At 33.9% G+C, this 16,761-nt stretch carries 12 protein-coding genes; 8 read left to right on the plus strand and 4 right to left on the minus strand.

The features are described 5' to 3' along the window. Nucleotides 1-2: 2 nt before the first annotated feature. A complete protein-coding gene (locus CHB80_RS09855; protein ID WP_089371273.1) occupies nt 3-1,232 on the minus strand; it encodes a HupE/UreJ family protein in 1,230 nt (409 codons plus the stop codon). A 596-nt stretch (nt 1,233-1,828) separates the two neighbouring features. Here CHB80_RS09855 and CHB80_RS09860 point away from each other — a divergent pair. The 8 genes from CHB80_RS09860 (at nt 1,829) to CHB80_RS09895 (ending at nt 14,151) form a co-directional block, all read left to right on the plus strand. Continuing rightward, the gene (locus CHB80_RS09860) at nt 1,829-2,980 is read left to right on the plus strand and encodes an acyl-CoA dehydrogenase family protein (protein ID WP_089371274.1); all 1,152 of its coding nucleotides are present in this window, start codon (nt 1,829-1,831) and stop codon (nt 2,978-2,980) included. A 30-nt stretch (nt 2,981-3,010) separates the two neighbouring features. Next, nucleotides 3,011-4,576, plus strand: a complete 1,566-nt coding sequence (locus tag CHB80_RS09865; protein WP_089371275.1) for an amino acid adenylation domain-containing protein — start codon at nt 3,011-3,013, stop codon at nt 4,574-4,576. 1 nt (nt 4,577) lies between these two features. Continuing rightward, complete coding sequence (locus tag CHB80_RS09870) at nt 4,578-4,814, plus strand: acyl carrier protein (protein ID WP_089371276.1); 237 nt, start codon at nt 4,578-4,580, stop codon at nt 4,812-4,814. Between the two features lie 13 nt (nt 4,815-4,827). Further along, nucleotides 4,828-7,983 carry a non-ribosomal peptide synthetase gene (locus CHB80_RS09875; protein ID WP_089371277.1) on the plus strand — a complete coding sequence of 1,052 codons (3,156 nt, stop codon included), beginning with the start codon at nt 4,828-4,830 and terminating at the stop codon, nt 7,981-7,983. 56 nt (nt 7,984-8,039) lie between these two features. Beyond that, the gene (locus CHB80_RS09880) at nt 8,040-8,507 is read left to right on the plus strand and encodes a hypothetical protein (RefSeq protein WP_089371278.1); all 468 of its coding nucleotides are present in this window, start codon (nt 8,040-8,042) and stop codon (nt 8,505-8,507) included. 149 nt (nt 8,508-8,656) lie between these two features. Then, entirely contained in the window at nt 8,657-10,963 is a 2,307-nt protein-coding gene (locus tag CHB80_RS09885) for a TonB-dependent receptor (protein ID WP_089371279.1), read from the plus strand. A 133-nt stretch (nt 10,964-11,096) separates the two neighbouring features. Then, nucleotides 11,097-13,055 (plus strand): alpha-ketoacid dehydrogenase subunit alpha/beta, encoded by a 1,959-nt coding sequence (locus CHB80_RS09890; protein WP_089371280.1) that lies wholly within the window; start codon nt 11,097-11,099, stop codon nt 13,053-13,055. Continuing rightward, a complete protein-coding gene (locus CHB80_RS09895) occupies nt 13,045-14,151 on the plus strand; it encodes an acetyltransferase (RefSeq protein ID WP_089371281.1) in 1,107 nt (368 codons plus the stop codon). Before CHB80_RS09890 ends, CHB80_RS09895 begins: the two co-directional genes overlap by 11 nt. 45 nt (nt 14,152-14,196) lie before the next feature. On the opposite strand, the gene CHB80_RS09900 is transcribed toward CHB80_RS09895, so the two are convergent. From CHB80_RS09900 to CHB80_RS09910, 3 genes are all read right to left on the minus strand, one after another. Next, nucleotides 14,197-14,649 (minus strand): carboxymuconolactone decarboxylase family protein, encoded by a 453-nt coding sequence (locus CHB80_RS09900; RefSeq protein WP_089371282.1) that lies wholly within the window; start codon nt 14,647-14,649, stop codon nt 14,197-14,199. Nucleotides 14,650-14,728: 79 nt separating this feature from the next. After that, nucleotides 14,729-15,307: a Crp/Fnr family transcriptional regulator gene (locus tag CHB80_RS09905; protein ID WP_089371283.1), complete on the minus strand. Its 579-nt coding sequence runs from the start codon at nt 15,305-15,307 to the stop codon at nt 14,729-14,731. Nucleotides 15,308-15,317: 10 nt separating this feature from the next. Then, the gene (locus CHB80_RS09910) at nt 15,318-16,688 is read right to left on the minus strand and encodes a capsule assembly Wzi family protein (RefSeq protein WP_089371284.1); all 1,371 of its coding nucleotides are present in this window, start codon (nt 16,686-16,688) and stop codon (nt 15,318-15,320) included. Nucleotides 16,689-16,761 lie beyond the last annotated feature (73 nt).

Consider the following 16,761-nt stretch of genomic DNA (forward strand, 5'->3'; position numbering starts at 1 on the left):
TTTTATTTCAACCCTAATTTGACAGCAATTTCATATAACCAATAGGTAATAGTATCTTCTACTCCAAGGTTTACATCAAACACTCTTTCTATAATCCAATAGATAGAGGCAAGAATCAAAAAGATAGATCCTCCAATAAGTATTTTTGGGTATGATTTTCTATTTCTAATAAGAAAAAGTATAGGGAAGATCAGAGCGATAATAACGAGTTGTCCTATTTCTACACCAATGTTAAATCCTAGTAAAGAATACACTAAAAACTCATCCTTAAGACCTATATCTCCTAATACACTAGCAAATCCAAAACCGTGGAATAAGCCAAAAACAAAAGCAATAACCCAATCTCTTCCTTTAAAAATAGGCTTGATATTATGAAATGCTGCAAGTCCAATGGAAAAGGCGATAATAGATTCTACGATCCATCCTGGCAAACTAATAATTTGTAATGCGGCAAGACTTAATGTAATGGTATGTGCAATTGTAAAGAATGTTACAATCTTTATGATATATGAAAAAGCTGGTTTAAAACGAGTAACAGGTTTCCAACTTTTAAGAGGTGATAGTTTCTTATCTCGTCTACGCCATACAACAGCTGGCAATATAAGAGCGATGAGAAAGAAAATATGATCTGTTCCTATCCATATATGCCAAACACCTTGTTTGATCATAGCAACAAACCCTTTCCAAACAGAAACCTTTGTTAAGTCTAAGGTATCTGTAGTGCTACTTGGTGTAAAGTATAAAGAGATATTAGACTCATTATTAATAACACCAGCTTTCCAATTATATTCCATTGTTAGAAAGCCTCTATGTGTAGGAGATTCTTCAAATGCAATATCATAGTTAACATCCATAGTATCTGGAAGAGGGTCTACATTATCAAGGTCAAAAAACACCTGTATGTAATCTCCCAGTCCTGTGGACAAAACATCAATACCTTTAAAGGTTACATTATGGATTCCTGCAGATGAAGAAAAACTTGAATGCTGCAGTATATATGCTCTCAATTCTTGATAGTGAGGCTCTATAGCCTCCAAACTATTTCCTTCTTTAAGAAGTCCCCAATTAAAAATTTTATTTAAGTCTTCTGCTTGTATTTCAAATCGACCTTCTATACCATCAGATTCATATATCCTAAGAAATATAAAACCTTGTTCTGGAGCATGCGCATTTGCAAACAGAGAATTCAGTAGTATAAAAGCAAAAAGAAAACGGGTGATTATTTTTTTCATTAAAATGAATATTTTGTTTTTAAAAAATAGAAGAGAGCCATTTTGGTATTGTCAAAAATTAAAGCATCAATACTGCTTACATTATTTCATTTTGACAATCTCTAAAATTCATATTTTGTACACATCAGTGCTGTTTAAAAATGATCCCTCAACCAACTATTTTTAATTATCAGATCAAAAGAACAACATAAACACATCTTATTCTATTAAATATAGATGAAGAGGAAAAAGAAGACCTAAAAAGGAATTATATCCCATGAAAGAATTCCTAAAATCATAAGCAATCATCTTTATTTTCATTCAGCTTCATAACCATATCTTCACTATTGAAAGATATATTCATGAAATACCAGATAAGTTCACAAATCAATGATATTGTATTTAAATACCTGATTTAAAGTATTTTATGTTTAAAATAATAATATAAAATCATAAATAATATATCAGCACGTCTTATATTAAATTGGACTTTTTTCCTTTTTAAAGGGAAAAATTCCCATTGACCTAGTTTTAATTTACAATAAGAATAAGCTGTTGTTAATTTGCTCCAGTAATTACTCAAAGAGTGAAAAACAACCATTAAAAAGGATACTATTTTGGATTTTTCTTGGACAGAAGAACAGCTACAATTTAAGAATGAAGTTATCAGTTTTGCAGAAACAAAATTGAATGATTCACATCTTGTCAATGATCATAAATTAGAATTTATGAGGAAGAATTGGCAACTATGTGCAGACTTCGGCATGCTTAGTTTATCTGTTCCAAAACAATATGGTACTCATACTAAAGACATAGATATTCTATCTGCAATATTAGCCATGGAAGGTTTGGGATATGGATGTAGGGACAACGGATTACCCTTTGCAATGAATGCGCAAATGTGGACGGTACAGCTTCCTATTGCTCAATTTGGAACAGAAACGCAAAAGGAAACATTCCTTCCCAAACTTACTTCTGGAGAATGGATTGCTTGTCATGCCCTTACAGAACCAGAAGCAGGCTCTGATGTTTTTAATATGCAAACTACAGCTACAAAAGTAGAAGGCGGATATATACTTAATGGAAAGAAACACCTTATTACATTAGGCCCTGTTTGTGATATCGCATTAGTATTTGCAGTTACAAACCCAACGTTAGGAAAATGGGGACTTTCTGTTTTTATAGTAGAAAAGGGAACTAAAGGATTTGAAACAAGTCTTAATAAAGCAAAAATGGGACTTCGTACTGTCCCTATAGGCGACCTTACATTTACCGATTGCTTTGTGAAAGAAGAAAATAGATTAGGATCTGAAGGTGCAGGATGGAGTATTACAAATCACTCCTTAGAACTAGATCGTTGTAGCGTACATGCAAGTCAGATAGGTGCTATGGAGCGTCAACTAGAAGCTTCTATAGCTTATGTAAAGCAGCGTAAGCAGTTTGGAAAATCTGTGGGGCAATTTCAATCGGTTTCTAATAGGATTGCCGATATGAAATTACGACTAGAAACATCACGTCTCTTATTATATAAAGTAGCTTGGTTAAAAAGCCAAGGGAAATCGGCGATGCTAGAATCGGCGATGCTCAAATTACAAATTAGTGAAAGCTTTGTTGCTTCAAGTCTGGATACTATTCGTAATCATGGTGGGTATGGGTACTTAACCGAAAATGAAGTAGAACGGGATTTACGAGATGCCGTCGGAGGTGTGATTTATGCAGGAACCTCAGATATTCAACGAAATATAATTGCTAAAACTATTGGGTTATAAGCTTTCGCGAAAGCGTACTAAAAAACAGATATGTTAGTATACACACTTCCACATATTATAGAAAATGCCGCACAGCAGCAGCCTGATAAAATTGCATTTAAATACCTAAGTGATACCCTTACTTTTTCGGAGTTACATGTAAAATCTAATCAGCTAGCACAGTATTTAAAAAACAAAGGGATTCAAAAAGGTGACCGAATTGGAATATACATGCCTAGATGTCTGGAAACTACTATTGCAATATATGGCATCTTAAAAGCTGGAGCTGTTTATGTTCCTTTAGATCCTTTTGCACCTATAACTCGAACAGAATTTGTATGCAAAGATTGTGATATCAAGCATATTATAAGTATTCCGCAACAGACACGTAAACTAAAGAAGTTTTCAGGTGATACAGGTCTGGTATCTATTATAGGAATTCATCAAGAGCTATCTGTAGCAACCGCTATTTCTTGGGAAACTATTTTTGAAGTTTCGATAGTTCCATCTGCACCCGTAAATATTCTTGGAGATGATCTGGCTTATATTTTATATACATCGGGCTCTACAGGAACGCCAAAAGGAATTATGCATACGCATACCAGTGCATTGGCTTTTGTGAAGCTTGCAGCAACTATGTATGAGATGCAAGATGCTATTTATGGTATGCATGCGCCTTTACATTTTGATCCATCTGTACAAGGGTATTATGCAGCACCTTATGCATTGGCTACAACAATTATAGTATCAGATGCGCATACAAAAATGCCATCTAGTCTTGCTGAGCTTATAGAAAAAGAAAAAATAACGATTTGGTTTTCTGTACCATTAGCATTGATACAAATGCTTTCACATGGAAATCTTGATCATAGAGATATGTCATCTTTAAAATGGGTGTTATTCTCAGGAGAAGTATTTGCTACAAAGCATTTACAAGCATTAATGAAGCGTTGGCCTTTTGCAAAATTCAGCAATATATATGGGCCTACAGAGGCCAACCAATGTACTTATTACCATTTAGAAACACCTCCTCTTACGGATGTTCCTATTCCCATAGGATATATCTGGGGAGATACTGCTTTTAAAATTATAGACCCACAAGACCAAGAGGTCAATGATGGAGATATCGGAGAGCTTGTTATACGTACTGCAACCATGATGAAGGGATATTGGAATAACCCCGAATTAACACAAGCTTCTTTTTACAAAGAGGAAACTATTGTTGGCGCACCACATATTTATTACAGAACAGGAGATCAAGTTTGTCTAGATAAAGAAGGTAGACTCCTGTTTTTAGGAAGAAAAGATCATCAGGTAAAAATAAGAGGATATAGAATTGAATTAGGAGAGATAGAAAGTGTGCTTTCTTCTTATTCTGGCATTGAAGAAGCAGTGACCATTGTCATTAATGAAGAGATAACAGCCCAGAAAAAACTTATAGCTATTCTTTTACCTTCTCATCACACTAGTATAGACATCGCGGCATTAAAGGCGTATTGCCAGCAGAATTTACCTGCGTATGCAATACCCGATAGCATAGAAATTTATAATGAGTTTCCAAGAACTGCTTCAGGAAAAATAAATCGGAAAGAGATTGAAAAACGAATAACATCATAAAATGCAGGAGAAAATTATAAAATACATAGAAGAAGAATTAGCTAATGAAGAGTTAGATGGCGGATTAGAGGCTACAGAAGATTTATTAGGTAGTGGCATTTTAGATTCATTAGGGATGATGAAACTCATCGCATTCCTAGAAGATGAGTTTGGGTGTAAAGTATTACCAGAAGAAATGGTTATTGAAAATTTTATGACCGTAGCACACGTAAATGATTATCTAGTAAGTAAACAGTAAAAAGCATTTTACAATGAAAAACAACTACGAGCCTTTAACACAAAGTCAATCATTATTATGGATAGGACAGGAAATGAATCCTGAATCTCCTATGTATAATATGGTGATGACCTATGAACTAAAGGTTTCAATCTCTGTAATGCACTTTCAAATGGCTTTTCAAAAGCTGATACAAAAATATGATGCATTACGATCTGTTTTTCAGATAAACGAAGGAATACCTACACAAGTTTTTTTACCTGATCATACGTATGAACTAGAAATTATTGATTTTTCTAATGAAGAAGATCCAGAAAACTCTTATAACCTTTGGCAACAAAATAGAATTACAAAACGATTTGATATAGCTGCTTGTCTAGTAGATAGTGTACTTATAAAACTACACGATTCTCATTATATCTGGTATATAAATCAGCATCATTTAATTACTGATGCTTGGAGTAATAGCCTCCTTTTTTCTAAGATTGCGCACTATTATAAAGCGTATAAAAATGAAGTGTTGTTACCAGCAATTCAAGAAGAATTCTCTTATAAAACCTATATCCAGCAAGAACGATTAGAAAGAACACTCACAAAAAATGATACTGCAAAAGAGTATTGGGCACAAAAAATAAAGACCAGTCCTCCCACTCCAAACTTATATTTCAATCCCCCAATTAGTCTAGGCACTGAATCCACTCGATCGTATATAAATTTAGGTCTTGAACGATCTAAAAAACTAAGAGCATTAGCCAACGAAAGAGGGATTCGTGTCTGGACCGAACACTTATCGTTATATAATATATTCTTAACCACCCTTTTTGCTTATTTATATAGAGTAAGTGGACAAGAACAATTAACTATAGGTTCACCAACTCATAATAGAACTTCCAAAAAAATTAAAGAAACCGTAGGATTTTTTGTAGAAGTATTTCCATTGTTTGCTACGATAGATAAAGAAGAAACTTTTCTTTCCTTATTACAAAAAGTACAAGTAGAGAGTAATCACTTCCTAAAACATGCAAAACCAGGGATTTCTACATCAGATTTGCATAGAAGTTTTCATGTATTGTTCAATTACATCCATGCCGCAAACACAGATTTTGATGGAGTGCCAGTTCGTTCAGAATGGGTACATTCAGGGCATCATGATCCAAGACATCAAATACGCTTACACGTACACGATTTACAAAACACAGGAGAAATTCAACTGTATTTTGATCTCAACAATCATGCATTTGATACTCAAAAACAAGCATTAATTCCACAGCATTTCGTAATGCTCTTGGATGCATTTATTGCTCATAAAGAACAAGCAATAGCTCAACCCCCTTTAGTTAGCACGCATGAATATGAGAATATGTTTGCTGCTTTACATCAACATACAACTCCTACAGCTACCTATGATACTATCATAACTCAGATAGAACAGCAAGTAACAAAAACGCCTTTTGACACGAGTGTTGTTTTCGAAAAAGATACGATTACCTATCAAGAACTCAATGCAAAAGCAAATCAGTTTGCGCATTATTTATTAGCACAAGATATAGGTGTTGGGTCACAAGTTGCTATATGGCTTAAGCGCTCTCCAGAATATATTATAAGTGTACTTGCTATTCTTAAAACTGGAGCAACGTATATCTCAATTCCATACAATTTCCCTCAAGACAGGGTTGCGTATATAATAGCAGATAGCAAAGCATCATTGTTAATTTGGCAGGAAGAAGAACAACTTACAGATTTCAAAGAATCAAAATTAAAAACGCTCTGTATAGACACATTAGAAACAACCATACTTTCTCAATACAAGCATACAAATCCTGAGATTGCTATTCCAAAAGAAACGATCGCTTTCTTAATATATACATCAGGATCTACAGGAAATCCTAAGGGTGTTGAAATTACACATGAAGCCTTAAGCAATTATATTAAGTGGACCGAAAATGCATATATAAAATCACATGAACTAGAGCAACCATCTATCCCATTATTTACAACTGTTGGATTTGATATTACTGCAAATTCTGTATTTCTACCGCTCATTTGCGGAGGAAACATTCATGTCTATCAAGAACAGGATACCGAAGTAGATCTTTCGATTACAGATGTGATAGAAGATAATAGTGTTTCTTTTATCAAATTAACTCCTGCACATGTACACTTTTTAAAAGGCAAAGACCTTTCTCAAAGTACTATCCAGGTAATTGTAGTAACCGGTGATGAATTCAAAACGGCTTTAGGGGTTGATATTGTCAACACTTTCAATAAACCAGTACATATATACAATGAGTATGGACCTTCAGAAGCAACTATAGGATGCATCTATCATAAATTCAATCCTGAAGAAGATGTAGCCGCTAGTGTACCTATCGGGTTGCCTATACATAATATGCAAGTATACGTATTAGATCGTTTTCTTAACCCTGTACCGCAAGGCGTTATAGGAGAACTATATCTAGGAGGAACAGGACTCTCAAGTGGCTATTGGAATAAACCTGAACTTACCCAACGTAAATTTATAAAAAGCCCATTTCAATCTACAGATACTATATATCGTACAGAAGACCTTGTGAGAGTAAATGATCAAGGGATTATTGAGTTTCTAGGACGTACCGATTTTCAAGTAAAAATAAACGGGTATCGGATTGAACTGGGAGAAATAGAAGCCCATCTTTTATCGTATACTGGTATTACTACAAGTACGGTAATAGTCTCAAAAAATGAAGATGATTTTAAGAGTCTTGCGGCCTATTTTTCTGCTACTACCCCTATTGATTTAAAGGATTTACAATTGTTTCTCAATACAAAATTACCCAAATACATGGTGCCTGTGTATTACAAGCAATTAGAGACCCTGCCGCTTTCACCCAATGGAAAAGTAGATAGAAAAGCGCTAGAAATTATAGAAACAAAAACCATACAGAGTAATACTTCGTATGTATCCCCAAGAAACGAAATAGAAGAAGAAGTTGCTACCATATGGCGTGCTGTATTTAATCTAACAAAAATTGGAATACATGATTCCTTTATTGAATTAGGCGGAGAATCATTAATGGCTATTCAAATTACGACACGAATTAATGAAACATTTGAATTCAAACTGCCGCTTAATAAAATATTTGAATTACAGACCATTGCCCAGATAGCATCTTATATAGAAGAAACATTAATCAATTTATTACAAGAATAACACACTATAAAAACAATAACCATACAGGGTACGCTTTCGCGAAAGCGCATAAAAAAATGAAAACTACAGTATCAAAAGGCTTAAAGCCATTCGTCTTTCACCTCATCATAGTCGCCATGAGCGTATTGTATGTGTTTGGTCCTGTACATGTAGAAGTAAATAAACTTTTACATACCATCAGTCATGGTTTAGAAATGCCTGATTATATTCTTGATCATCAAAATACTTCAGGAAGTCATACCAATACTCACAAAAGTGAAACACATGAAAATATTGCTGTATTCCATGATCATAAAGTCATCACCCTGTTAGATAAAATACTAGAAGGAGCTGACCAAAATAGTGACGATTCTGATATACAAACTATTATTTTCAAAATAGATAAACATATAACTCAATACACAGGTAATCCTGAAGAAACCTTTTCCATAGTAGCTTTAGAAGCAACACAACCCATTTTAGAACAGAAAAAAAAGGTTTGCAAAGGATATTTAAGAGGATTCAGGAAACCTCCAAAAGCATAATTACGTATACACATTTAGAAAGCTTAAAGTATCTGAATACATAATTGAGGATACACTCATTTACATATTTAAAAACACTACTCAAGCTAGATATATCACAGAAAAAATCAGTGATATAGGGATTGTATTGAGTAAAAATTAAAAAAACCATGTTTAAAAACATACTATATGTCGTACTATTTTTAGTAATCAGTACTACATATGCAACCGAAACCGAGACGATAATAATAGATCCAATAACGACAGCTCCTCATGAGATAAATGGAGTGGTTAAAGACAGCCAAACTGATCTTCCTATTGAAGGTATTGTTGTCTATAATAAAACATCAGGAGCATATGCATCTTCAAATATTTCTGGATATTATAAATTAAATGATATTTCAGTAGGTGATATCATTACTTTTTCAGGATTAGGATATGCAAGTCAGGAAATTACAATTACCGAAACGCAACTAGATACGATATTAGACATTCGCATGGATGAAGAGGCAGTATCTTTAGAGCAGGTAGTATTAGTTTCTGAAATAAATTCATTGACAAGCCTCGTAGATATAGATGTTCAAAATAATCCTGTAAAATCTGCTCAGGAGATTTTACGTAGAGTACCCGGATTGATCATTGGGCAGCATGCTGGAGGAGGAAAAGCAGAACAACTTTTCTTACGCGGATTTGATATAGATCACGGAACCGATGTAGCCATAGATGTAGATGGACTCCCCGTTAACCTACCTTCACATGCGCATGGACAAGGGTATGCCGATCTTCACTTTGTGATTCCAGAAACAATAGATAATATAGATTTTGGAAAAGGCCCATATTATGCAGATAAAGGGAATTTTAATACAGCAGGTTATGTAAGTTTAAAAACTAAAAAAGCCATTGATGAGAATCTGATTTCTTTAGAAGTAGGACAGTTTAATACTGTAAGAGCAGTAAGTTTAATTAAACTATTAGATGGAGAATATAGTAATGCTTATTTCGGATCGGAATTAGTTCTTACTGATGGGGTTTTTGACTCTCCACAGGATTTTAACCGTATCAATCTACTAGGGCGTTATAACTTTAATAATTTCGAAGATGAGGAATTAACCATTTCTATTTCTCATTTTCAAAGTAAATGGAATGCTTCAGGACAAATTCCACAGCGAGCTGTAGATCAAGGGTTAATTTCTAGATTTGGGGCTATTGATGATACTGAAGGAGGGCTCACAAGTAGATCAAACATATGGCTTAATCATAGAAAACAGTTGAGTGAGCACCAAGAATTAAAGACAAAAGCATTTTTATCTCGATATGATTTTGAACTCTACTCTAACTTTACTTTCTTCTTAGAAGATCCAGAAAATGGAGATCAGATTCGTCAGCAAGAAGGGCGTACTATCTTTGGAGCAGAAACGGTATATGAACATACATTTGATCAAAAGAATGAGCGTAATAGATTGCGTTTTAATGCTGGATTAGGATTTAGATATGACGACAATAATGATGTAGAATTATCCCGTACACGTGACAGAAGAGTCCTCTTAGAGAGACTTGCCTTTGGTGATGTAGATGAAGTAAATGCTTATGGATTTGCAAGTGCTACATACAAAGTAGGAAATTGGACCTTCAATCCTGGACTACGTATTGATTATTTTGAATTTGATTATGTAGACTTTTTAAACCCTTTTGGTTTTCTAAATCCTGATTTAAACATTGATTCAATAAGTGAGGACGATATTATTTTTAGTCCAAAATTTAATACCGTATTCACACCTAACTCACAATTACAATTATTTGCAAAAGCAGGCTTTGGATTTCATTCAAATGATTCTAGAGTTGTAACTGCAAGAACTGGAGAAGAAACACTTCCTTCTGCATTTGGAGTAGATATAGGTACCATTGTAAAGCCATTAAATGGATTAGTGCTTAATGCCACTTTATGGGGGCTTTCACTTGAACAAGAGTTTGTATATGTAGGTGATGCAGCTGTCGTAGAACCAAGTGGTAGATCTAGACGTTTAGGAGTAGAGCTTGGGGCGAGATATCAAATTAACAAATGGTTATATGCCAATGCCGATGTTAATTATACCTATGCCAGAAGTATTGATGAGATAGATGGTCAAGACTTTATTCCATTGGCGCCAGACCTTACCTCATCAGGAAGTATCGCTGTTCAAAACTTAGGTAAATTTTCTGGAAACCTATCCTATAGATATATCAAAGATAGACCAGCAAATGAAGATAATTCTATCGTAGCTGAAGGATATTTTGTAACTGATTTAAGTGCCAATTATGCTTTCGCGAAAGGTTGGAATATAGGTTTAATCGTAGAAAACCTATTTGATACTGAGTGGAACGAGACTCAATTTGCAACAGAGACACGATTATTCGATGAAGTAAATCCAGTTGAAGAGATAACTTTCACTCCTGGAACTCCTTTTTCCGCTAGAGTTAAATTATCTGTGACTTTTTAATAGAAGTCAAGATATTGCATATTGTATTAATGACACTCATGGCAGTTATAGTTAAAAGCATTTTTATAGCTGTAACTGCCTCATTTAAAAATCAAATAAACATACCTATACAGCTATTTTTTAGTACCATCTGATGACAGAAAAAACGAGACATAGAATCATTAAAAAAAGCCTTCTTATCCGTTCTGTAGAGCAAAAGCTTTTAGAACTTTTTCAGCAAGGCAAAATTAATGGTACTGTACATACTTGCATTGGGCAAGAATTAATAGGCGTATGCGCAGCAGAATTTCTAAATGATAATGATCACGTATTATCAAATCATCGTGGTCATGGTCATTTTTTGTCCAGAAATGATAATCTTGTTGGCTTCTTTGCAGAATTAATGGGCCGAGTAGATGGAATTTGTGGCGGTATAGGAGGTAGTCAGCACTTTTATACTCATAATCATATCTCAAATGGTATTCAAGGAGGGATGACTCCTATCGGAGTAGGTATTGCCCTTGCCAATAAAATTAAAGTCACAAACAATATTGTTGTATGCTATATTGGTGATGGAACTCTAGGTGAAGGTATCATTTATGAAGCCTTCAATTTAGCCTCCTTATGGGAACTTCCTATCGTATTTGTACTTGAAAATAATAAAGTAGCACAGTCTACAGCTATAGAACAAACTCTATCAGGTTCTATAAAAGAGAGAGCTATTGGTTTTGGATTAGAATACCTAGCTTCCAATACATGGGATTTAGAGCATCTAGTAACTACTTTTGAAAAGGCTACTACGCTTTCGCGAAAAGATAACAAGGCGGTTTTCCTAGAAATAGACACCTATCGTTTAAACTCACACTCAAAAGGAGACGATAATAGAAATCCAGAAGAGGTTCGACGTTATGAAATAAAAGACATTTTAAATAAAGAATTAGAAGAAAATAGTGATGTATTAGCCCCCGTACTTCAAGATATAGATACTAAAATTAACGAGGCATTACATAAAGTACAACACTCCCCTTTTACAGAAACGATACTTCCCATACCATCGGCATATACCGAAGTTACCTATTCAAAACAAGAAGGTGTTCAAAGTGATAAAAGAATAAATGAATTAATTCATGATGCTTTACGATCACAATTTGAAAAGGAAGAGAACACCATTATGATTGGTGAAGATATTGAACATGTAACCCCTTGGACATCAGCACCGTATGGAGGTGCATTTAAAGTATCTAAAGATCTAAGTGAACATTTTAAAAATGTAAAAAACACCCCTATCTCAGAAGCAGCTATTACGGGAGTAGGTACTGGTTTATCAATAGGAGACATGCTCCCTATTATTGAAATCATGTTTGGCGACTTTATGACGCTAACCTTTGACCAATTGTATAACCATGCATGTAAATTTCATAGAATGTGTAGTGGTCAAGTATCTATTCCTTTAATTATACGAACCCCAATGGGAGGTAAAAGAGGATACGGTCCTACACATAGCCAATCTTTAGAAAAACATTTTTTAGGAATTACAGACCTAACTATGGTTGCACTTAATTATAGAATTCCTCCAAAAGATATCTATGCCTCTATTTTTGCACAAAAGAATCCTACCATTGTTATTGAAAACAAAGTATTATATACAAAACGTATCCAAAAACAAGTGCTCATAGGATATGAAGCAGTTATAAGTGATGAAACCTATCCTACTCTAAAAATAACTCCTCAAAAAAGAATACCAGACATTACTATCCTCTGTTATGGAGAAGTACTAGAAGATGCTGAAAAAGCAGTAGAGCTTGCATTTGAAGAAGAAGAAATTCTATGTGAAATCATCTGTCCAACACAAATCAATCCTATAAACATAGTACCCATACTTCAATCTATCAAGAATACACAAAGCTTATTAACCATAGAAGAAGGAACAAACATTGCAGCGTATAGTTCAGAAGTTGCTGCGCTCATTATGGAACATAATGTGCCTCTTAAAACATTTAAAAGGTTAGCAAATAATAACATTATACCTAGTTCATACCAATCTGAATTGAATATCATTCCTAATGAAAATTCAATTTTGAAAAAAATCAAAGAAACCTATTATGCAAAATAGTATAGCACCCATTATTGTAACAAAAGAAGGCGTTAGTGACGATTTTTATAAAGTAATAGAATTATACAAAGATCACGGATCGTGGGTAGAAGAAGGTGATTTAATTCTCTGTTTTGAAACATCAAAAACGGCTATTGATATAGAAGCGCCTAAAAATGGATATGTATTTTTTGATACCAATGAAAATGAAGAAATAACCATTGGGCAAACTATTGCTGTTATCGCAGAAGAAGAAACATTTTCTTATGACGATTGGTTTCGATTTGTAAATAAATCACAAGAGCATAAAAAAGACATCCAAAATAATACTATAAAAATATCAAGACCAGCACAAAAGCTAATCGATCAACATACTATTGATATTGCTGTTTTTAAAGACGCATCCATGATTACCCGAGCTGATGTAGAAGACTATATCAAAAGCTTAGACTCTGTTAACATTGTAGATGATATTCAACTAGATAAAGGCAGTGTTCTGATATTTGGTGGTGGTGGCCACGCAAAAGTGTGTATTGAAATCATAAAACAAACAAAAACACATACCATGATTGGTGTGGTAGATGATAATATACCACTAAACACCCCCATTTTAGATATTCCTATTATTGGAAATTTACTAACAGTAGATCAACTTATACAAAAAGGGCTTCAGAATGTTATTTTAGGAATAGGAGGCATTTTGCGTAAAGGAATGCGAAAAAAAATATTCCTTTCACTAAAAGAAAAAGGATTGTATGTACCTAATATTATACACCCTTCTGCCTCTGTTGAACCCTCTGTACAATTAGGCGAAGGAAATCAAATCATGCAAGGAGCTATTGTAGGAAGTAATGTCACCATTGGAAATAATTGTATTATCAATTCAGGAAGTATTATTTCTCATGATACTGTGATAGGTGACAATGTCCATATTGCGCCAGGTGCTATCATTGCCGGAGGTGTCACTATTAAAGAAGACAGTATTATTGGCATGGGAGCAACTGTCTTTTTAGGACTTACCATTGGTAAAAACGTAATCATTCAAAATGGTACTCACATATTTACTGATATAGAAGATGATAGCCATATCAAGAAAGATGTAATCATAGAAGAATAATTCCATTACCTCTACACACAAAAATTATATATGTTGATATATGATTTAATGAGCAACTTTATAATTACCAGGCGTAAATTGAAATGTTTTCATTAATCGTGTCCAAGTATTTATTTGAGCAATTGCTAATGTCAAAAAACATATTTCTTCTTTAGAAAAAAAGTTTAATAAAGGAGTATATACCTGATCAGGAATAGGTTTTTCAGATAAATCTGTTAACACCTCTGTAAAGGTAAGTGCCACTTTTTCTTTTTCTGTAAAATAAGGTGCCTCTTGCCATACACACAAAGAAGAAAGTCGTAGGTCGGTTTCATTTACTTCTTTTAATTCTTTATGGTGCATATCAACACAATAAGCACATCCATTTTTTTGAGCAACTCTTAGTCTTATGATTTCGAGTAATTTAAATTCTAAAGTAGATGAGCTAATAAAACTTTCAATCTTTCTTAAATTTTCAAACATTCCATCAGGAATATCTTGATACGTAATTCGTTCCATGCTATATGATATGTAAATTAGTGTACAAATGTATAGCAGGCTTCTATAAGAACTACTTAAGATATCTTAAGAAAAATGATTAGATATTCTTTCGTATTTCGCTTAAGTACTCAGGAGTAATATCTAGATAAGAAGCAATCATATACTGAGGAACTCTTTGAAAAAAATCTGGTAGCTGTTTTACCATAGTATAATAGCGCTCTTTACTATTAGTTTTCATAAATATTTCATCTTTCCGTTGAAGAGCAATCAACATATTTTCAGTAATTTTTCTAAAGGCTCTTTCTAAAGCAGGAATCTTAACATATAGTACTTCTAGGTTTTCTTTTGTGATTTGAAGTACTATGGTTTCTTCTATTGCTTGAATTGAATTTGTAGAAGGTGTCTGATTTAGAAAACTATTTAAATTAGTAATCCACCAATTTTCTATCCCAAAAGCACTAATATTTTCATGTCCGTTATCATCAAATCTAAATTGACGTACTAAACCTTTCAGAATAAAAAAATTGTATTGACAAACGGTCCCTTGTTTAAGTAAGAAATCTTTCTTTTGATACTTCTCATATGAACACTGATGAAAAATCAATTCAATATCAGTCTCATTAAAAGTTGCGTAACGAGTTAAGTATTCACGCAATTGATTCTTTATTTGAATCATTTTTCTTGAATTAAAAAGTATACCTATACCCTATTCCAGCACCAAAAAATGTATCACGATCTTCATTAAAATCGGCGCCAATTTCTGCACTAAAAACCCCTATATTTTCTACAGGTAGTAATGCTTTAAAATAGCTATATACAAAAGTATCTCTAGGGGATCTAGGTACTGCAAAAGTTCCTAAATTTTCTAGATAGGTAAGTTTTAATATATAATCTAGCTTCCAGAAACTTCCTGTTACTCCTAAGTGATGTGCAATACTCCTATTATTTGTTCCAGCAGCTATACCCTCAGCAGAAGGAACTACAGTGATAAAAGGTAAACCTATCGTTCGGCCTTCATAAGTCCATCCTGATCTATACGTACCATTTGTAAAATAATTATCCCCTCCACTTTGTTGTCCATCATTCTGTACAGCTCTTGGGCTACCACTTTGCGATACCGTTTGAACGTACTCATATAAAAACTTCTTAAACAATGTAGAAGACTTTGGAGAGACTGAAATTCCCCAAACACCATCAGGAAAATTATTAAGTTCTATTCCTGATCTATCTTCAAATAGAGATTGATAGTATACATCAAAATCTATCCCATCTGTGTTTCTTTTTTTATACTCAATACTATAAGAACCAATATGATTTCCTAATGCATTTACTTGATCTCCAAAATCGGCATTATCTCCCCCTCCGCTTCCAAAAAATATTTTTGTAAAGTCAGAAAAACCATCAGGTTGCTCTCCTCGCAACGGAGACGTTCCTCCCCATTGAGCCGCGTGTTGTAATCCAAAACGCAACGTACTGCTCGTAGTAATATCCCAATTAAAATATACGTTTTTGTAATGTACATTTACATTATCTACAAAACGATCATCATTAAGTATAAAATGAGCAATAGTACCATCTACCGAAAAGTTTTTAAATAATTTAATAGGCGATGAATTTTGAATAATTATACCAGGCAATGCGCGTGTATTAGATGAGAATAAAATGTTCCTTCTTACACTAGATAACTCATAAGTATTATCTGTAAAATCTTTAGATCCTACCGTAATATCAATCCATGAGTTTCTAAAATTTGCATATAACTCTGCTCGTTGCACACTTGGATCGATCCCATCACGTCCAACTCCAGATGCTTTAATAATTATAGAACTATTAGGAGATAAGGCGTAGTCCGCTTTCGCGAAAGCGTATACCAGCCCATTAGTCTCAGGGCCTAATCGACCGTATGTGTTTGTAAATGTCCAGAAAGGAAGTTCTTCATTTGAAAGGTAACCAAAGGCTTCAACACCTCCGCTAAAACGTATATCTTCTTGCTCCTGAGACAATGCCAAGGTATATATACCCACAGAGAAAAGTATTGAAATGAACAGTTTTTGCATACTGAGAAAATTTTTCTAAATATAGTAATACCTGCTCTTAAAACGGGTGTTTTTTTACCCTATTTAGAGATGC

This window comes from Dokdonia pacifica (assembly GCF_900188275.1).
In the GTDB taxonomy this organism is placed as follows: Bacteria; Bacteroidota; Bacteroidia; order Flavobacteriales; family Flavobacteriaceae; genus Dokdonia; species Dokdonia pacifica.